Source organism: Aerosakkonema funiforme FACHB-1375 (assembly GCF_014696265.1).
Lineage (GTDB): Bacteria > Cyanobacteriota > Cyanobacteriia > Cyanobacteriales > Aerosakkonemataceae > Aerosakkonema > Aerosakkonema funiforme_A.
On sequence record NZ_JACJPW010000022.1, the window covers coordinates 65,718 to 85,574 of the forward strand.

General features: G+C 48.8%; 13 protein-coding genes. 7 read left to right on the forward strand and 6 right to left on the reverse strand.

All coding sequences use genetic code 11. The features are described from left to right. The first annotated feature begins 87 nt into the window (after positions 1-87). Together crtD and H6G03_RS10840 are read left to right on the forward strand one after the other, a co-directional pair. The gene (crtD, locus tag H6G03_RS10835) at positions 88-1,635 is read left to right on the forward strand and encodes a C-3',4' desaturase CrtD (RefSeq protein WP_190464383.1); all 1,548 of its coding nucleotides are present in this window, start codon (positions 88-90) and stop codon (positions 1,633-1,635) included. Between the two features lie 66 nt (positions 1,636-1,701). Further along, positions 1,702-4,044, forward strand: a complete 2,343-nt coding sequence (locus H6G03_RS10840) for an O-linked N-acetylglucosamine transferase family protein (RefSeq protein ID WP_190464384.1) — start codon at positions 1,702-1,704, stop codon at positions 4,042-4,044. Here H6G03_RS10840 and H6G03_RS10845 read toward each other — a convergent pair. Together H6G03_RS10845 and hslO are read right to left on the reverse strand one after the other, a co-directional pair. After that, complete coding sequence (locus H6G03_RS10845; RefSeq protein ID WP_190464385.1) at positions 4,031-6,232, reverse strand: chromosome segregation ATPase; 2,202 nt, start codon at positions 6,230-6,232, stop codon at positions 4,031-4,033. The two genes, H6G03_RS10840 and H6G03_RS10845, sit on opposite strands and share 14 nt — an antisense overlap. 251 nt (positions 6,233-6,483) lie before the next feature. Further along, positions 6,484-7,380, reverse strand: coding sequence for an Hsp33 family molecular chaperone HslO (hslO, locus tag H6G03_RS10850; protein ID WP_190464386.1), 897 nt, complete (start codon positions 7,378-7,380; stop codon positions 6,484-6,486). 206 nt (positions 7,381-7,586) lie between these two features. Here hslO and H6G03_RS10855 point away from each other — a divergent pair, with 206 nt between their 5' ends. Next, positions 7,587-7,976 carry a hypothetical protein gene (locus H6G03_RS10855; protein ID WP_190464387.1) on the forward strand — a complete coding sequence of 130 codons (390 nt, stop codon included), beginning with the start codon at positions 7,587-7,589 and terminating at the stop codon, positions 7,974-7,976. Positions 7,977-8,013: 37 nt separating this feature from the next. Here H6G03_RS10855 and H6G03_RS10860 read toward each other — a convergent pair whose 3' ends face one another. The 4 genes from H6G03_RS10860 to hisD form a co-directional block, all read right to left on the reverse strand. Next, positions 8,014-8,847, reverse strand: a complete 834-nt coding sequence (locus tag H6G03_RS10860) for a DUF928 domain-containing protein (RefSeq protein ID WP_190464388.1) — start codon at positions 8,845-8,847, stop codon at positions 8,014-8,016. 64 nt (positions 8,848-8,911) lie between these two features. After that, a complete protein-coding gene (locus H6G03_RS10865; RefSeq protein WP_190464389.1) occupies positions 8,912-9,808 on the reverse strand; it encodes a DUF928 domain-containing protein in 897 nt (298 codons plus the stop codon). Positions 9,809-9,992: 184 nt separating this feature from the next. Continuing rightward, positions 9,993-10,418 (reverse strand): universal stress protein, encoded by a 426-nt coding sequence (locus tag H6G03_RS10870; RefSeq protein WP_190464390.1) that lies wholly within the window; start codon positions 10,416-10,418, stop codon positions 9,993-9,995. 263 nt (positions 10,419-10,681) lie between these two features. Then, positions 10,682-12,073, reverse strand: coding sequence for a histidinol dehydrogenase (gene hisD / locus H6G03_RS10875; protein ID WP_190464391.1), 1,392 nt, complete (start codon positions 12,071-12,073; stop codon positions 10,682-10,684). Between the two features lie 215 nt (positions 12,074-12,288). Between hisD and rpsT the strand changes: the two genes are divergently transcribed. From rpsT to H6G03_RS10895, 4 genes are all read left to right on the forward strand, one after another. Beyond that, positions 12,289-12,594, forward strand: a complete 306-nt coding sequence (gene rpsT, locus H6G03_RS10880; RefSeq protein ID WP_190464392.1) for a 30S ribosomal protein S20 — start codon at positions 12,289-12,291, stop codon at positions 12,592-12,594. Positions 12,595-12,747: 153 nt separating this feature from the next. Next, complete coding sequence (locus H6G03_RS10885; protein WP_190464393.1) at positions 12,748-13,569, forward strand: TatD family hydrolase; 822 nt, start codon at positions 12,748-12,750, stop codon at positions 13,567-13,569. A gap of 686 nt (positions 13,570-14,255) precedes the next feature. Further along, complete coding sequence (gene rpoB / locus H6G03_RS10890; protein WP_190464394.1) at positions 14,256-17,711, forward strand: DNA-directed RNA polymerase subunit beta; 3,456 nt, start codon at positions 14,256-14,258, stop codon at positions 17,709-17,711. 121 nt (positions 17,712-17,832) lie between these two features. After that, a complete protein-coding gene (locus tag H6G03_RS10895; RefSeq protein ID WP_190464395.1) occupies positions 17,833-19,704 on the forward strand; it encodes a DNA-directed RNA polymerase subunit gamma in 1,872 nt (623 codons plus the stop codon). Positions 19,705-19,857: the final 153 nt, after the last annotated feature.

Here is a 19,857-nt window from a genome sequence, read left to right on the forward strand (position 1 = left end):
GTTGACTATTTCTTTTCTCAGATATTGCCGTCGTCGATACAAGTGCCATACGATCGGATTTGTTACAAATTGTTAAGTTTGACATTCATGGCAAAATCTTTCCAAGCGATCGTCATTGGCGCTGGTATTGGCGGTCTTACCGCAGCAGCTTTACTCGCTCATCGCGGCTATCGGGTGTTAGTTTTGGAGCAAGCGATCGTACCCGGAGGATGCGCCTCCAGCTTTAAAAGAAAAGGATTTACCTTCGATGTCGGCGCTACTCAAGTTGCGGGACTCGAACCGGGTGGGATTCACCATCGCATATTCTCGGAATTAGAAATCGATCCGCCAGCAGCAACACCCTGCGATCCAGCTTGTGCGGTTTATTTACCGAATGAAACAGAACCTATCAATGTCTGGCGCAATCCCCAAAAGTGGCAGGCAGAACGGCAGCGACAATTTCCCGACAGCGAACCGTTTTGGCAGTTAATGGCAAATTTGTTTCGCTACAGTTGGGCTTTTCAATCTCGCGACCCGGTACTGCCGCCGCGTAATTTATGGGATTTGTGGCAATTGACAAAAGCAGTCCGTCCCGATACTTTGCTTACCCTACCTTATACCTTTTTGACAGTGGGAGATGCTTTGCGGGGATATGGGTTGGATGACAATTTGCGTCTCGTCACATTTCTGGATTTGCAACTGAAACTCTACTCTCAGGTAGATGCGGAAGAAACGGCTTTGCTCTATGCTGCTACTGCATTGGGTGTCTCTCAAGAACCGCAGGGATTGTATCATCTCCAAGGTAGTATGCAGGTGTTGAGCGATCGCCTCGTGGAAGCTCTAGAGCGAGATGGTGGTAAGCTACTCGTGCGTCACAGTGTCGATCGTATATTCGTGGAAAATGGAAAGGCAGTCGGCGTTCGCATTCGCAACCTGAAAACCAATCAGGTTTGGACTCAAACAGCCGATCGCATTGTCGCCAATGTCACAGTACAAAACTTAATGCAGCTGTTGGAACACGAAAAAGACGAAAATCTTTCCATCCAAAATCCCAAATCCGAAATCCCAAATCGAATGCGCGGTTACAAACACAGGGTCGAGAAATTACCGCCATCATCGGGTGCTTTTGTTATTTATCTGGGTGTAGAGGAATCTGCAATTCCGGCTGGATGTCCGCCACATCTGCAATTTCTTTATGATTATGAAGGGCCTATCGGGGAAAACAATTCTTTGTTTGTTTCGGTCAGTCATCCGGGAGACGGTCGCGCACCAGAAGGAAAAGCAACGATTACCGCTTCTTCTTTTACCGATGTGAGACAGTGGTGGAACTCTAATAATAATTATGAAGATTTGAAACGAAAATATACTGAGGAAGCGATCGCTCGTCTTTCTCAATATTTCCACCTGACACCGGAAACGATCGTTCATGTGGAAGCAGCCACACCACGCACTTTTGCTCGCTTTACCGCACGCGATCGAGGTATCGTTGGCGGTGTAGGTCAGAGAATACCAACTTTTGGCCCGTTTGGATTCGCCAATCGCACGCCTATCCAGAATCTTTGGTTGGTCGGCGATTCTACTCACCCAGGTGAAGGAACTGCTGGCGTATCCTATTCTGCTTTAACTGTAGTGCGGCAAATCGAAGCTAAAAGCTAGGGGATAGGGGCTAGGGGCTAGGGGCTAGGGGCTAGGGAAGAGAGGGACTAGGGGTTAAAGGGAAAAATGTCTAATTCTACTGGTCTGCATCAAGAGGCTCTAGCTTGGCACAATCAAAAATGTTTTGTCCAAGCGGAACAAAAATATAAAGAGGCTTTGCAGTTCAATCCAAATAATCCAGATATTTGGAGCGATTTATCTGTTTTATATTATCAACTGGATAGATATCAAGAAGGATTAGAGGCGATCGATCGCGCCTTAAACATTGGCTCACCCAAACAAATTTATTATTATAGACTTGGTTTACTGCTAGAAAAAACAGGTGCAATCTCTCGTTCGATACGCGCTTATCAACAGTCGATCGTCCTCGATAATAATTGGATTGACTCTTATGTAAACTTAGGACGGATATTATTTGAACAAGGCAACCTTTCCAAAGCTGAATCAGTTTTTATGCAGGCGATCGCTCGCCAAGTAAATCGTGCAGATATTTACTATTATTTGGGTAAAGTTTTAATAGCACGCCGTCAAGTAGAGTCGGGGATAGCTGCTTATAAAAAAGCCCTAAGTATCGAAAATGATAATTTTAATATTTTGTACGATTTGGGAACGGCATTGCAGAGTCAAGCAAAGCCAGAAGCAATCGGTTTACTTTACATCGGTCATGCGTTTTATTACCAAAATAATTATGCCCAAGCAGTTAAATATTACGAAGATTTTTTAGCTATTTCTCAAGAGAATCCTATAAATGTACAGCCTATACTTGAAGCATACTTTAACTTAATTACCAGTCTTTATCAGTTAGAACAAGATGAAGAGGCAATTAAAGCCTATCGCGAAGCCATACAAACTTATCCAAATGTAGATAGATTGCCAGCGCAGCTATGGGAATTTTTACATTTAGATGGCCGAGCTAAGGAAGCTATAAAAATCGCAGAATTACTACCGAATTTCAACAAAAATAATTTATATTTACTGCGGCAAAGTTCGCTAATACTTCCTGTTGTTTATGAAAGTGAAGAAGAAATAGATTATTACCGCGATCGTTTTACACAAGGATTAGAAGAACTAATTGAGCAAACCTCTTTAACAACACCCGAAACTATAAAAAATGCTTTAATGGATGTAGGAGCGCACACAAACTTTTATTTGGCTTATCAAGGTAAGAATGACTTAAAGCTACAAACTCGTTATGGACAGTATTTTCAGCAAATTATGGCGGCAAATTATCCTGAATTTGTCAAGGATATAGCAATGCCAACAATTAGCGAACATAGCAAGATTAATATCGGGTATATTTCTAACTATTTTTATAGTTATCATACAGTTACTCATTTATTTCTCGGTTGGCTGCGTCATTGCGATCGCCATAAATTTAATCTGTATTGCTATCAGCTAGGTAATCCTTCAGACCTAGAGATAGTTAAGTTTTTAGAACACTATAGCGATAATTTTTATCACCTCGCACACGACCAAAGTTTAGATATAAATTATATCAGAAAAACAGCCGAAAAAATTATTAGCGATCGCCTTCATGTGCTGGTTTTCCTAGACATAGGTATGCACCCGTACATGACCGTATTTGGGAGCTTAAGATTAGCGCCAATTCAATGCAGTACATGGGCGCATCCTGTGACCACTGGGTTACCGACAATAGATTACTTTTTATCGAGCGATTTAATGGAACCATATGATGCTGAAAACCATTACTCAGAAAAATTAATCCGCTTACCTAATATTGGGATATCCTACCCCAAAACAGCAATTCCCAAAGTAACAAAAACGCGGAAAGATTATCAACTGCGAGAAGATGCGATCGTTTATTTATGCTGTCAGTCACTTTATAAATATCTACCCCAGTATGACTATATATTTACTGAAATTGCCAAACGTATTCCCCAAGCTCAATTTGCTTTTATATCTAACAAAAGCGTTCATGTTACCAAACTGTTTCGTCAGCGACTGCAACGTGCTTTCGAGCGCGTTGAATTGAACAGCGAGGATTATTGTAAAATATTGCCCCAGCAATATCAAATTGACTATTGGAACCTTAATTTGATTTCCGATATATTTTTAGATACTCTCAGTTGGTCTGGAGGTAGAACAACCTTAGAAGCGATTACCTGTAATTTGCCTATAGTCACCTGTCCGAGTGAGTTTATGCGCGGTCGCCATTCCTATGCAATTTTGAAAATGCTAGGAATGACAGAAACAATAGCTAAAGATGAAACAGAATATATCGAAATCGCTGTGAGATTGGGTTTGGATCGCTCGTGGCGAGAAAGTATAGTCAAAAAAATGAACCAGCGCCACTCTTATCTTTACAATGACAAGACTTGTGTAGCAGCGCTGGAGGAATTTTATCAGCAGGTAGTCCGAGAGAAATATCAACTTTCTAAGGAACAGTAGCAGGTGCAGGATTTGACTGTTCCGAAGGAGCAAAATCTGGAGGTGGAGTACTTTGCTGTGTCTGCTCTACTGGTGGTGGAGCTGGTGGTGGAGCAACAGATTCCGGACTGGGTGCAATAGGTTCTGGACTGGGTATAGCTGGAGGATTGAGAATATTTTGCCAGACATCGATCTGCGCTCTCGCTTCTCCATAGGCACTCGTACCGGAAGGAATAGTTTTAGCAATTGCGATCGCACCTTGCAAATCGTAAGTCGCCCGGTCTTGCGCCTGACTCAGCATTTGATAGCTCCACTGATTTATCGCTTCTTCAGCTTCCGATCGCAACGGACTGGAGCTGGGTACCAGCTTTGCCAATCGAATCGCCGACGCCAAAGCATCTGGAGTTGCTTGAGTTGCGACACTGCGTGCTTGTTGCAAATTTTGTTGAGCTTGGATTTGTGCTTGCCAATCCTTCATTGCCGCTTGCGCCTCGCCGGATAGCGCCCTTCCCGATTTAATTTGTTGGGCAATAGCAATCGCATCAACAAGATTGCCCCCACGAGCCAACTGCCGAGCTTGATCTAGATAAGGCTGGTCTTGAATGCGCTGAATCTGACCCGTCCATTGCTTAACCTTATCTTGAGCTTCCCGATAAAGAGCCCGACCGACAGCTATTTGATTCGCCTCATCAATTGCCGCTTGCAGAGATGTTTCATCGCCCAAACTTGCCATTTGTTCGGCGCGACTTAGATAAGGACGATCTTCCATCGTCTGAATTTGAGCCGTCCAGCGAGAGATTTCCGTTTTTGCTTCGTCAGCGCGAGGATGACTGGCGGGGATGAGTTGCACCTCTTTAATTGCCGATTTTAGATCGCTAGCAGTGCTTAGTTGAGCCAGTTGGCGTGCTTTTTCCAGGTGAGCGATGTCTTCAAGTTCTCGCTGCCAGCGAATAATCAGATCCTGCCCCTTACTGTACAGAGGTCGGTCAGGAGTAAGCTTTTTCACAAGCGCGATCGCCTCTGACAAACTAGCAGCCGTGCCCTGTTGTGCCACAGATTGGGCTCTAGCCAGATCGATAAAATCTTGCACCTCGCCCTGCATATTGGCACGACCGGGAATCTGACGAGCGATCGCGATCGCTTCATCCACATTCCGCGACTCCAATTGTGCCTCTGCCAGCTCCATCATTTTGCCGCCAAATTCCACAATAGCCGCTTGAGCTTCCTTGTAGAGGTAACTCTTGGGGTCGATCGACTCCACTAGCTCGATCGCCTTAAGCAGATTCTTCACTCCGCCACGTCTTGCTTGATTTTGCGCCTTACCCAACGTCTCGCCATCATCCCGCGCCGACGTTATCAGCTGGTTGAGTTCCTCGTACTTAGTTGTTTCCCAATAAGTATTACCTATGTACAGCAAACGTACAGCTTCCCGAAAAGCTTGAGTCCAGTTTTGCTCGCGCAGCTCATCTTCCGCGTCCTTATAAACTTTCTCTGCCCTAGACCAAAGAGATTTCCAACTTTTAATCCGATCTTCCACCAATTTGTAGGCAGGTACATCAGCCGGAATTTTTCTAGCGATCGAGATCGCCTCATCCAGCTTACCTGCATCAAACGATTTTTCGGCCAGATCCAAAATATCTTTTGACCAAACTTCGATTTCTTCGTTGACTTCCTGGCGCATCGGATGATCCGGCGGCAAACTTTGGACAAGCGCGATCGCTTCCAGCAAATCTTTCACCGTCTGCTTCTTAGCCGCTAACTGAGCGCAATACAGGCGCATCGATGCCGAGGCAGTTGGCCAGTACATCGACGGACAGTTCGGCACGGTTGGCAGCTTCAGCAATAAGGCCACTGCCGTAAATCCAACTCCACCTGCCGTCACCGTTGCCAAACCTGCCCAAAACTGCCAATAGCTCGACCAGTGTCGCAACTTTTGCGAAACTTCGGCCTCAACAGGTGCTGATTTTCCTGGCTCCACTTTTTCTAACAGCTCCCCATCAGCGCGTTCCGATCCAGAAGATTGTATTTTGGGCACCATAGTAGTTTCTGCGGATACTGAAGCAGCGACAGTCGGCGGCACAGCAGCCCTTCCAGGAATCAGCGGCGGAATGCGGAATCGGTTGCGTTCGCGTAGCGGCGCGGATGCCCTATCCCCCTGTTCTGAAGCTCTGGCGCCAGACTGTCGGTCTGAACTTCCCCGTTCTCTCATAGCTCACACCAAATTAATCGTGCATTGGCCAAGGCTTGGCTGGTTCGGCTCGAACATCAATTTAAGAGCGATCCTACCCCTCTAATCCCAAAAAAGCTAGATCTTGTGGATTATATCCTCAGTTGGCCTATGCGTGTAATACTCCACCTTAACTTAGAGGGCTGATATTCGTAATTAGCTAGAGAGCGATTCTAAATGGAGACTCAAATTCAATTTCAAATCTCAAATCTCAAATTGCCCATACCTTTTTTTCAAGATTGAGCCCGTAAATCTACAATCAGTTGCGCGAGTTCGTCGCTACTGGCTTGATAGACCTCACCACAGAAGTGACAAGTCGCCTCAGCACCATTATCTTTCTCGATCATGTCCTGGAGTTCTGCTTCACCCAGCATTTTTAAAGCACCCATAACGCGGCTTCTAGAGCAACCGCAGTGAAAGCGCAGCAACTGTATTTCTGGTAGCAGCACCAGTCCCATATCTCCCAGTAGCTGCTCAAAAATGTCCGGCAGTGTCTTGCCTGCCTGCAACAAAGGTGTAAACCCCGATAGAGCGCCAACACGAGACTCCAAAGTTTCCACCAGCGCTTCATCTCTAGCTGCTTTGGGTAAAACTTGGACTAAAATACCCCCAGCTGCTTTGACTTCGCCAGCTTCGAGAAACACACCTACAACTAGAGCCGAGGGAGTTTGTTCTGAAGTTACTAGGTAATTGGCTATATCATCGCCAATTTCACCTGAAACCAACTCGACAGTACTGGAATAGGGATAGCCGTATCCTACATCTCGCACAACGTAGAGATAACCATCCTGACCCACAGCTCCACCTACATCGAGTTTGCCCTTGGCATTTGGTGGCAGCTCAATTGAGGGATTATCTACATAGCCGCGCACGGTTCCATCCAAACCTGCATCCACAAGAATACCACCCAAAGGGCCGTTACCTTTGACCCGGATATTTACTCTTGATTCGGCTCGCTTCATATTGGAGACTAGCAACAGCCCTGCTGTCATCGTGCGGCCTAATGCCGCCGTTGCCACGTAGGAAAGCTTGTGCCGCCGTTTGGCTTCTTCTGTGAGGCGCGTTGAAATCGCACCAACTGCACGAATTCCACCATCGGCTGCGGTAGCGCGGATTAACTGGTCGGCCATGAAAAATCCTTACATTTCTTCACATCTCCTATTTTAAGTTGCCGATCGAGCAGCTGGCCATCCGCAGGCATTTGGCCAGAAACTGTCAAGTTTTGCCATACTTTAAAGTGAGGCTTTTGGTACGGCCTTAAATATTGCCGCCTCAAATGCCGGGTAACTACAAGTAGAGCCCCTCAAAGCCAAACTCGCTACAGGCAATTTTAAAGATGCTGGGTACATTTCAAAAAAGCAATCTGCGAATCGAGATAGAAGCTGAAGAAACAGCCATCCGGGACAGTCTACTGCAACCGAGCCAGCTGCAACAATGGCTGTGGCCTCTAAACTTATCCTCTGGATTACCGGAACAGTTGTCTCGTGGCTTGATATTCACCAGCCAAGTAGGCCCGATACCCATTCAACACCGAGTTGATGTGGCAGCATCCAACTGTCTGCGCTTTTTATTGAGTCAGGGTATTGACGGTTTTCACGAATGGTGCTGGGGAGAGGGTTGGGTGCAATCTCGTCTAGAAGGGGTGTCTCTTCTACCCCTAAGTTTGGGACAAACTCTGAGTTTGCTCCAGCTTAAAAAATTTTTGCAAGCCAAACAAAGCAGCTAGCTATTTCTTGACAATTAGCAGGCGATCGGCACTATCTTTACGATTGTTGCCGGACTTGCTCCACCACTCCATCTAGACCAACTTGTTTGAGAAGCGAGTAAAAATCCTCGACAATTGAGGGGTCTTCAGGTTTAGCATCAGCAGCTTTCGATAGCGCCTCCAGAGCATCATACCAGTAGCCTTGCTGAGCGTAGGCTTTGGCGCGATCGCTTTCTGACTTAGCAGAAGCAAGTTGTTTTGTCAATTCTGATGTGGGAGCAACGCGAGTAATCCCAGCCAGAGCTACCCTCTTTTTCACTACCCCTTTATCAACGCAAACGCTAGATACTGACCAAACGTAGTCTTGCCCTTCTGTCAATTCCGGTACGTTTTCAGGTATTTTAAGCTTAATTATCCCTGCTGCTGGAATATCGACGCTTTCATTACTGAATATCGACTCTTTCGCCCCCGCTTTCTTTAAATTAAACTCTACTGTTTTCACTTTTGGATCGGAAACGTACCAGAAAAAAGTGGGACGACCGGAGACAGTTTGTCCTGCATGGCTTTGCGGAACCAAAAATACCACCAGGGGCTGGGAACAGGGGGGAGGTATAGTACCGGTACGCTCACCCCCGTCTTGAATCTCAGTAGCAGGACGAAGACGCGCTCCACCAGCTGTGGTAATGGAAGGAGCCCCACGGTTAGGCGGTTTGTAGTCAATACTTTTCAGCGCTCTTGCAGGTTTCGTCAAAGCTTTGGCGCTTAAGTCGAAATCAATTGATAGCTTATTTAATGTGCGATCGAAAAGAATGTTGCTTCCAGCAATTAGCGGTATCAACATTATTGAGACTGCACTTGCTGCTACAGTCCCTTCTTGACGGGAAATAACCATAATCCTATTGTTTTAGTTGCAAAACAGGAAATCTCTTCAGGGAAGTTTTCCGATCGCAAGATGACTACCTTCGTCGATTTTGCCGCTGTTTCGCTACCACTTGATTCAAGCCGACTTGCTCTAAAAGCGAGTAAAAATCGTCCGAAATCAACTGCTCTTGCGGCTTAGCTTCAGAGGCGCTGGAGAGCGCTTTTAAGGCATCGTACCAGAATCCTTGCTGAGCGTATACTCTAGCGCGATCGCGTTCAGAACGGGCAGATTTTAAGCGCCTGTTCAGTTCCTGTGTTGCAGCTACGCGCCTGATAGCAGCTTGAAGAGTAACTTTCTTCATACCTCCTGTATCGCCGCAGACAACTGACACCGACCAAAGGTAGTCTTGGCCTACAGCTAATTCCGGTAGGTTTTCAGGAATTTCGGTTTGAATTATGCCTGCTTTTGGGATTTGTAGTTTTTCCTCAAATACTGGCTTATCTACCCCCACTTTCTCGATCGTAAAGTCCACCGATTGCGTGTCTGGCATATACCAAAAAAAAGTAGGACGGCCAGAAGTAGTTTCCCCAGCGTGATTCTGGGGAACTAAGAGTACAGGTAAGTTTTCGGAACAGACCCTGGGAGGAGACTGCATTCGGACTGGGGGAGCATCTGGCGCAGCAGGTGTATTATCGGGTCCCCGCAACTGAATCACCGAATCATCACCAGACTCCAAAATAGCTGGCTGCTCGTAATTACGCGCTCCACCTGACGCAGTTTCCGAAGGAGCGCTTCGATTGGGGGGCTTGTAATTAATGCCTGTGCCACCTTGTGAAGGAACTTGCGCTAATACCGCAGCGTTTAAACTTAGTTCCATTGATAACTGGTTCGTAGTTCGATCGGTTGAAGTATTGCTCCAACCGATCTGCTGGCCCACAAGGATTGATATCGCACCAGTCACCAAAGTCGCCTTTTTAAGGTAAATAACCATAATATTCGCTCTTTAAAGCGTTTTTAAAGGCAGTAGTATCGACTCCCAAATTTTAACTTTAGTTCTAGCTTGGATTTTATTCTAGGTCGATCGGAGTCGCTTAAGCAAAATTTAACACTTCGGTGGAGTTTGTTAGTTTCTGCCAAAGTATTGCTTAGCCAGCCTTCATCGAGTCGCTTTGTTGCTATTTTGGCTTAACTACCAGCACCGAACAAGGGGCATCCGCTACGACTTGACTGCTGACAGACCCCTGCAAAATCCGCTTTAAGCCAGTTAAACCTCGACTCCCGATCACAATTAGGTCGGCTCGATAGATATTTGCAAGGCGAACGATTTCTTCTGCTGGGTCTCCAGTGACTATTTCCAATTCACTCTGGCAAGGCAGATTAGCCTGGTAGGATTGCAGCTGCTTTTCAATGTGTCTGTAGGGCAGTTCCTCGGAATTACTGTGAGGCCGATCGGCTGCCCATTCGACATCAGCATCTGGCGGAGGCATGACATGAGAAAGGATAATTTTCGTCCCCGATCCCAATTGGATGCTGTTTATAGTCTCAATCACTTGCTCCGATAGCTCCGATCCATCAAGTGCCACCAGAATTGTTTCGATCACAGATGAGACCTCCTCACAAGAATTTAAAACTCAGCGATCGGCACCGAGCGTCACGACTGGCTTTAGTTTAGCGATATTCTGACCAACAAGGGAGAGGGCGAGTGGGAGAGCGCGAGGGAAGAGGGATTTGCAACAGAACGCCGAAAAAGCTCATTAATTTGGGTTCTAGCCTCTGAATTTATTCACGAACCATCGAAAAAAACTTTTTCCAGATGCTTCGCATTTCCCTCTCTTTTCGCCCTCTTCCTTTCCAGCTTAGGTGCTTACAATCCCTGGTTTCCACCTTCTCGTCTGGGCATACGGAGTCGCACTGAGTCGGCGTGAGAAGGGAGTCCTTCAGCATTAGCCAGCACATCGATCTGGTTAGCAACCTTTTGAAGCGCGGTTGGCGAGTAACTGATGATTGAGGAGTGCTTCATAAAGGTTTCCACTCCCAGCGCTGAAGCGTAGCGAGCTGCACCGGAAGTCGGTAGGGTATGATTGGGCCCAGCCAAGTAATCGCCCACTGCTTCGGGGGTCGAGGAACCAATAAATATGGCACCTGCATGGCGAATCAAATCCAACATCGCCCAAGGGTCATCTACTTCCAGTTCCAGGTGTTCGGGTGCGAACTCGTTGGAAAGCTCTGCTGCCTCGGCGATTGAATCCACGACAACGATCGAGCCATAGTGAGCGAGGGCTTTCTCGGTCAGCAGGCGTCGCGGATGGTCTCGCAATTGCCATTCGACTTCTGCCTGTACTTTCTGCGCCAGCACGGCATCAGTCGTCAGCAGAATGGCAGCTGCCATTGGGTCGTGTTCCGCTTGTGCCAGCAAGTCTGCCGCTACGTAGACTGGATTGGCAGTTGTGTCTGCAATCACCAGTACTTCCGATGGCCCTGCTAACGAGTCAATCCCCACTGTGCCGTAGACTAATTTTTTAGCCAGGGTAACGTAAATATTACCTGGACCGGTAATTACGTCTACCTTCGGTATAGTTTCGGTTCCGTAGGCCAAAGCGGCGATCGCTTGAGCGCCCCCCACACGGTAGATTTCGGAGATCCCTGCTTCTTGGGCAGCTACTAGCACGGCTGGGTTAATTGGCGCGGGGGAGATGCTTGCAGATGTCGGCGAAAGATTGGACTTTATTTCGCTTTCGTCTAGGCCGATGTGCCCAGCAGGCGGCGCGGGCGGCGTCACCATGACAATTCGGGGCACTCCAGCCACTTTAGCTGGGATAGCATTCATCAACACGGTACTGGGATAGGCAGCACGACCTCCAGGAACGTAGATTCCAGCCCGATCTACTGGGGTGTAGCGCTTTCCCAGCACTACCTCATCTTCTTTAAATTGAACCCAGGATTTAGGCACTCTCTGTCGGTGAAACGCTTCTATCTGGGCTCGCGCTAACTGAATTGCATCCAACAACTCTTTGGACACCTGTTGGTAAGCGGCATCTAATTCCGAGCCGCTCACCCGCAGTTGTTCTGGAGTGAGGAATTGTCGATCGAATTCTTGGGTATAATGCAAGACTGCCCGGTCACCTTGGCGCTGTACCGCCTGTAGGACTTCCCGAACCGTTGCTTCTTTGTGAACAATCTGGTCAGTGGAAGTGCGATCGCGGATACGCCGCAGTTCCGCCTCTGCCTCAGTCCGCTGAGTAATGATTCGCAGCATGAAGTTAGGAACGCCCTTAGTTAGGAATTACCCGCTTTGAGAAAGGGTCAAAAGGCATTCAGGCGAAAATATGTAGATGCCAACTTAACCCCTACTCGTTTCTCTAGCTTAACCTGGATTTTTATCGGGATCGCTCCCTCGGCAGTATAGATGTTATATTAGTTTTTCCAGGATTTTGAATGTTCATTATTATAGTGTCGCTTCGGTATTGAGCAGTGGCTAACACCAAGTCCGCAATTAAGCGCGTTGAAATAGCAGAACGCAATCGTTTGCGTAATAAAGCTTACGCTTCGGCGGTCAAGACGCTGACCAAGAACTTCTTGGCATCTGTCGAAACCTACGCAGCCAACCCCACCCCTGAATTGCTACAGGAGGTACAGCAGCGTATGTCAGCTGCATACAGCAAAATCGACAAAGCAGTTAAGCGAGGCGTCCTGCACCGCAATAACGGGGCTCGCAAAAAATCTCGCTTGGCACGCACCCTCAAGCGATACAGCACTAAGGCATCTGCTGCTTCTTAGCTGTTTGTTTTTTGTGGTGAGTCATCAGTCAAGGACATAACGTCGCGATGGTTAATGACCGCCGCTCCGATCCGCCATTTGGCGCGACTTTAATTATGGCCGCGCCAGATGCTTCATCTGTACGACGGGCGGGACGCCCACCCCACAGTGCCCATGCAATTAATTGACACCCACGTCCACATTAATTTAATTGGCTCGTGGGGCGACTTAAAAATGCTGCCCCAAGAAGGGAATTTTGATTTGTTCGATCGCGAATTGGAAGCTGTGCGGCAGCGATGGTTGGAAGCAGGTGTCATTCGTCTGGTACATTCCTGCGTGGAGCCAGCCGAATTTACAACTATTCAAAGCATCGCGCACAAGTTTCCAGAGGTTTACTTTGCTGTGGGTTTGCATCCTCTGGACGCCCATAAATGGATACCTGAGTACGAAGAGAAAATTTTGTCTTTAGCACAGTCCGATCCGAAAGTAGTTGCTATCGGCGAAACCGGATTAGACTTCTATAAGGCAGAAAACCAATCTACACAAGAAACCGCCTTTCTGGCTCATCTCGAGCTGGCTAGAAAACTAGATAAGCCTGTAATAATTCACTGCCGCGATGCAGCGGTAAGAATGCGAGAGCTATTGGCAGAATTTTGGCAGCTTCGAGGGCCAGTCAGAGGAGTGATGCACTGCTGGGGAGGAGGGCCAGAAGAAACCCAATGGTTTTTAAATTTGGGTTTCTATATCAGCTTTAGCGGTATCATCACCTTTAAAAACGCCACCCAAATTCACGAATCGGCTAGGATAGTACCAGAATCGCGCCTGTTGATTGAGACGGATTGCCCTTTTCTGGCACCAATACCCAAGCGGGGCAAACGCAACGAACCGGCTTACGTGCGATACGTCGCCGAGCATATGGCTCGTCTGCGGAGCGTATCAACAGAAGCGATCGCCCAAATTACAACCGAAAATGCCTGTAAGCTGTTTGGCCTCTAAGAGGACTTATGCTCGATGGTTAGATTCCGGACTCCTCATATTTTGCCTATTTTGTCTTGGCAAAAATTACGGGTTCCGGTTAATTTTCGCGTCAATATATTCCGGCTTATGCAGCGACAATATTTTAAGCCGCTGAGCCTGCTATAAGGTAGAGACGTTAGGTATAACGTCTCCAAATGCCATGTCATAATTGGTAGAGGAAGATCTGGTATGAAAAGACGAATGACGCTGAAAAGCAAATGCCATTTTGGCCCACATTTTGGCCTACAGTGACGCGCCACAAAAGATTTATCTCCCCCAAAGGCGAGAGTCGGTGTTAAGATGGAGAACGCTTAAAATATTGGAGCGTACACAAAAGATTTTACGAAGATACGAAAAAGTCCTAAACAGAAGACAGTAGAAAGCGTCTACATGAAATACCTCTACCATATTGCATCGCCGATTGATGATGAATGGGAATATTCCTACCCATAGCAAAGCGTTCTGAAAATAGGAGCGGATTGTACCAAATATCGTGTCTGTCGGCTTTGAAGGCGGTAACACTTGAAGCCGCACCCCCAAAGCAGGGGTAAGTGACATCCCACCCTTAAATATTTATCGACCTGTCCTGGCGATCGATCGTCTGTTTTTTCCAAGATAGCATTTGGAACTTCTTGCCCTCCTAAAGTTAAGCAAAAATAATACGCATGACTAACCAGACCTACACCGAACCCACCGTCACCTTACCGGATTTAGTAGAAATTCAGCGGGCTAGTTTCCGCTGGTTCCTAGAAGAAGGACTGATCGAAGAACTCAATAGCTTCTCCCCCATCACCGACTATACTGGCAAGTTGGAATTGCACTTTTTGGGCAAAGACTACAAGCTCAAGCGTCCCAAGTACGATGTGGACGAAGCGAAGCGGCGGGATAGCACCTACGCGGTGCAGATGTATGTGCCGACGCGGTTGATTAATAAGGAAACTGGCGAAATCAAGGAGCAGGAAGTCTTTATCGGTGACTTACCTTTGATGACCGATCGCGGTACTTTTATCATCAACGGTGCGGAACGAGTCATTGTTAACCAAATTGTGCGTTCCCCCGGTGTTTATTACAAGTCGGAAACTGACAAAAACGGTCGCCGTACTTACTCGGCTTCCCTCATCCCCAATCGCGGCGCGTGGTTGAAGTTCGAGACGGATAAAAATGACTTGGTGTGGGTACGCATCGATAAAACTCGCAAACTCTCCGCCCAGGTGCTGCTGAAATCCCTCGGTCTGGGCGATAACGAAATCTTCGACGCCCTGCGCCATCCGGAATATTTCCAGAAAACTCTAGAAAAAGAAGGTAACCCCAGCGAAGAAGAAGCCTTGATGGAACTCTACCGCAAGTTGCGTCCGGGGGAACCCCCCACTGTCAGCGGCGGACAGCAACTGTTGGATAGTCGCTTCTTCGACCCCAAACGCTACGATTTGGGTCGCGTGGGACGCTACAAACTGAATAAAAAACTGCGCCTCAATGTTGCGGATACCGTCCGGGTGCTGACAGCCCAAGATATCCTGGCCAGTATCGATTACCTGATTAACTTGGAATTCGACATCGGCCAAACGGATGATATCGACCACCTGGGCAACAGAAGGGTGCGTAGTGTTGGGGAATTGCTCCAGAACCAAGTCCGGGTTGGCTTGAACCGCCTGGAGCGGATTATTCGGGAACGCATGACCGTCTCTGATGCGGAATCCCTCACCCCCGCCAGCTTGGTCAATCCCAAACCTTTGGTGGCGGCTATTAAGGAATTCTTCGGTTCTTCCCAACTCAGCCAGTTTATGGATCAAACCAATCCCCTGGCGGAACTCACCCACAAACGTCGCCTCTCTGCCCTCGGCCCTGGTGGCTTGACCAGAGAGAGAGCCGGCTTTGCTGTACGCGATATACACCCCTCCCACTACGGACGCATCTGCCCGATCGAAACTCCAGAGGGTCCCAATGCCGGTTTAATCAGTTCCCTCGCCACCCATGCCCGCGTCAATCAATACGGCTTCTTGGAAACTCCCTTCTGGCCGGTGGAAAACGGACGCATCCTCAACGAGCGCATCCCCGCTTATATGACTGCGGATGAAGAAGACGATAAGCGCGTCGCCCCTGGGGATATCCCCGTTGATGAAGATGGCAAAATCTTGGGGGAAACAGTGCCCGTGCGCTACCGTCAGGAATTCACTACCACCACTCCCGACCAAGTAGATTTCGTCGCCGTTTCCCCCGTGCAAATCATCTCTGTGGCGACATCGCTGATTCCCTTTTTGGAACACGACGATGCCAACCGCGCCCTTATGGGTTCCAATATGCAGCGGCAAGCCGTACCCCTGCTCAAACCGGAACGTCCCCTGGTGGGTACCGGCCTAGAAGCCCAAGCTGCCAGAGATAGCGGTATGGTGATCGTTTCTCGCATTGATGGGGAAGTCATCTATGTCGATGCCACCCGGATGATCGTGCGGGGGGGAGAGCGGGAGAGTAAGAGAGGGGGAGAAACTAACAAAGATCGCGCTTCCTCTGCTTCCCTAACCCCTAACTTCTATTCCCCAGCCCCTACTTCCGAATTTCTCATCCGCGACTACGATGAGTTGCGATCGAAAAATATCTCGGCCTTCCGGGAAAAATACGGCAACTGTCAAGAATACCAACTCCAGAAATACCAGCGCTCCAACCAAGACACCTGCCTCAACCAGCGCCCCTTGAGTAAAGTAGGCGATCGCGTCAGAGCCGGTCAAGTCATCGCCGATGGCTCAGCTACCGAAGGCGGCGAAATCGCTCTGGGTCACAACATTCTGGTCGCCTATATGCCTTGGGAAGGCTATAACTACGAAGACGCCATCTTGATCAGCGAGCGCCTGGTCTACGATGACATTTACACCAGCATCCACATTGAAAAATACGAAATCGAAGCTCGCCAAACCAAACTGGGACCGGAAGAAATCACCAGAGAAATTCCCAACGTCGGGGAAGACTCGCTCCGCCAACTCGACGAAACTGGCATCATCCGTATCGGCGCTTGGGTAGAATCCGGCGATATCCTGGTGGGCAAAGTCACCCCCAAAGGCGAGAGCGACCAACCTCCAGAAGAAAAACTGCTGCGAGCTATCTTTGGGGAAAAAGCCCGCGACGTGCGCGACAATTCCCTGCGCGTCCCCAACGGTGAAAAAGGCCGAGTTGTAGATGTGCGCGTCTTCACTAGGGAACAAGGTGACGAACTGCCCCCCGGTGCCAACATGGTGGTGCGCGTCTATGTCGCCCAAAAACGCAAAATCCAAGTGGGCGACAAAATGGCCGGACGCCACGGTAACAAAGGCATTATCTCCCGCATCCTCGCTCCCGAAGATATGCCCTATCTGCCCGACGGCACACCGGTAGATATTGTCCTCAATCCCTTGGGCGTACCCAGCCGCATGAACGTCGGCCAAGTGTTCGAGTGCCTGCTCTCCTGGGCTGGTGAAAATATGGGCTTCCGGTTCAAAATCACTCCTTTTGACGAACGCTACGGTCAAGAAGCTTCCCGCACCACAGTCCACGGCAAACTCGCCCAAGCAGCGGACGAAACCGGCTACGATTGGCTGTTCGATCCAGATAACCCCGGTAAGATTGTGGTCTACGACGGACGCACTGGCGAACCGTTCGATCGCCCCATCACCGTCGGTAAAGCTTATATGCTCAAACTCGTCCACCTTGTGGATGACAAAATCCACGCCCGTTCCACCGGCCCTTACTCCTTGGTTACCCAACAACCCCTGGGCGGCAAAGCTCAACAAGGGGGACAGCGCTTTGGGGAGATGGAAGTATGGGCATTGGAAGCCTTCGGTGCCGCTTATACCCTACAGGAATTACTCACCGTCAAATCCGACGATATGCAGGGACGCAACGAAGCATTGAATGCGATCGTCAAAGGTAAAGCCATCCCCCGTCCCGGCACACCGGAATCCTTCAAAGTCCTGATGCGAGAATTGCAATCTCTGGGATTGGATATCGCCGTTCACAAAGTCGAAACCGCCCCAGATGGCAGCAGCCGCGATGTAGAAGTGGACTTGATGGCGGATGTGGGCACTCGTCGCACCCCCACCAAACCCACCTACGAATCTCTGACTCGCGAAGACTTGGTTGACGAAGAAGACTGAAGAAAATTTCAGATTTTAGATTTCAAATTTCAAATCTTGATAAATCTGAAATTTGAAATCTGAAATCGCGAAATTAATTAAATCTGAAATCTAAAATCCAAAATCTGAAATTATCTGACTGATGGCCAAACTCGAACAGCGCTTTGATTACGTCAAAATCGGTCTCGCTTCTCCAGACCGCATTCGTCAGTGGGGAGAACGCACCCTTCCCAACGGTCAAATAGTCGGGGAAGTTACTAAGCCAGAAACGATAAACTATCGCACGCTCAAACCGGAAATGGATGGTTTGTTCTGCGAGCGTATTTTCGGTCCTGCCAAAGATTGGGAATGTCATTGCGGTAAATACAAGCGCGTCCGTCACAGAGGTATTGTCTGCGAACGCTGCGGTGTGGAAGTGACCGAATCCAGAGTCCGCCGTCACCGGATGGGCTACATCAAATTAGCCGCCCCCGTCGCTCATGTTTGGTATCTCAAAGGCATCCCCAGCTACATCTCCATCCTGCTGGATATGCCCCTGCGCGATGTGGAACAAATTGTTTATTTCAATGCCTACGTTGTCCTCAATCCCGGCAATGCCGATAACCTCACCTACAAACAGCTGCTGACCGAAGACCAGTGGATGGAAATCGAAGACCAACTCTATAGCGAAGATTCTCATCTCGTGGGCATAGAAGTAGGCATCGGTGCGGAAGCATTGCAAACATTGTTGCAGAACATCAACCTGGAAACAGAAGCCGAACAGCTGCGGGAAGAAATTGCCAATGCCAAGGGACAGAAACGCGCCAAATTAATCAAAAGATTGCGCGTGATCGACAACTTTATCGCCACTGGGTCAAAACCGGAGTGGATGGTGCTGACAGTTATTCCCGTCATCCCACCCGACTTGCGCCCGATGGTGCAACTGGATGGGGGACGTTTCGCCACGAGCGACCTGAATGACCTCTACCGTCGAGTGATTAACCGCAACAACCGTTTGGCCAGATTGCAAGAAATCCTCGCGCCGGAAATCATTGTCCGCAACGAAAAGCGGATGTTGCAAGAAGCGGTGGATGCGCTCATCGACAACGGTCGCCGGGGACGCACGGTAGTAGGCGCGAACAACCGCCCTTTAAAATCGCTCAGCGACATCATTGAGGGCAAACAGGGACGCTTCCGGCAGAACCTCTTGGGTAAGCGGGTGGATTATTCCGGAAGATCGGTCATCGTCGTGGGGCCAAAACTGAAAATTCACCAATGCGGATTGCCGAGAGAAATGGCGATCGAACTCTTCCAACCCTTCGTCATCCACAGATTGATTCGTCAGGGATTGGTCAACAACATCAAAGCCGCCAAAAAGTTGATTCAGCGCAACGACCCCAGCGTCTGGGACGTCTTAGAAGAAGTCATCGAAGGTCACCCCGTCCTGCTCAACCGCGCCCCCACCCTACATAGATTGGGCATCCAAGCCTTTGAACCCATCCTAGTAGAAGGTCGCGCCATCCAACTGCACCCCCTCGTCTGTCCCGCCTTCAACGCCGACTTCGACGGCGACCAAATGGCAGTTCACGTTCCCCTTTCCCTGGAATCGCAAGCCGAAGCCAGATTGCTGATGTTGGCATCTAACAATATACTCTCACCCGCCACCGGCAGACCGATCGTCACCCCCAGCCAAGACATGGTATTGGGCTGCTACTACCTGACTGCGGAAAACCCCGCCCTGGCAGATAAACAGGAACGCTATTTCGCCAACCTGGAAGACGTCACAGTCGCTTACGAACAAGGCAAAATCGACTTGCACCAGTATATTTGGGTACGTTACGACGGCCCGATGGAAACCGACGAACCAGAGAGCGAACCACTGCAAGTTAGCACAGAAGCAGATGGCACCGTCACCAAAATATATAAATCCCAGCGCGTGCGATCGTCTGCCGATGGCAATCTTCTTTCTAAATTCATCCGCACCACACCGGGTCGGATTATCTACAACAAAGCAATTCAAGAAGTAATCGGCTAGGGCGTCGGGGTTAGGGCGTCGGGCGTCGGGCGTCGGGAAGAGGGAAGAGGGGAGAGGGAAGAGGGAAGAGGGAAGAGGGAAAAGGAAAAAGCGAAAATATTGATTCTTCCACTTCCCCACTCCCCCACTCTTCCCCTAACCCCTAACCCCTAA

Coding starts and splice junctions, on each gene's coding strand:
- rpoB (WP_190464394.1), top strand. CDS start 14,256: ATGACTAACCAGACCTACACCGAACCCACCGTCACCTTACCGGATTTA.
- H6G03_RS10885 (WP_190464393.1), top strand. CDS start 12,748: ATGCAATTAATTGACACCCACGTCCACATTAATTTAATTGGCTCGTGG.
- crtD (WP_190464383.1), top strand. CDS start 88: ATGGCAAAATCTTTCCAAGCGATCGTCATTGGCGCTGGTATTGGCGGT.
- H6G03_RS10865 (WP_190464389.1), bottom strand. CDS start 9,808: ATGGTTATTTACCTTAAAAAGGCGACTTTGGTGACTGGTGCGATATCA.
- hslO (WP_190464386.1), bottom strand. CDS start 7,380: ATGGCCGACCAGTTAATCCGCGCTACCGCAGCCGATGGTGGAATTCGT.
- H6G03_RS10860 (WP_190464388.1), bottom strand. CDS start 8,847: ATGGTTATTTCCCGTCAAGAAGGGACTGTAGCAGCAAGTGCAGTCTCA.
- H6G03_RS10845 (WP_190464385.1), bottom strand. CDS start 6,232: ATGAGAGAACGGGGAAGTTCAGACCGACAGTCTGGCGCCAGAGCTTCA.
- H6G03_RS10895 (WP_190464395.1), top strand. CDS start 17,833: ATGGCCAAACTCGAACAGCGCTTTGATTACGTCAAAATCGGTCTCGCT.
- H6G03_RS10855 (WP_190464387.1), top strand. CDS start 7,587: ATGCTGGGTACATTTCAAAAAAGCAATCTGCGAATCGAGATAGAAGCT.
- H6G03_RS10840 (WP_190464384.1), top strand. CDS start 1,702: ATGTCTAATTCTACTGGTCTGCATCAAGAGGCTCTAGCTTGGCACAAT.
- hisD (WP_190464391.1), bottom strand. CDS start 12,073: ATGCTGCGAATCATTACTCAGCGGACTGAGGCAGAGGCGGAACTGCGG.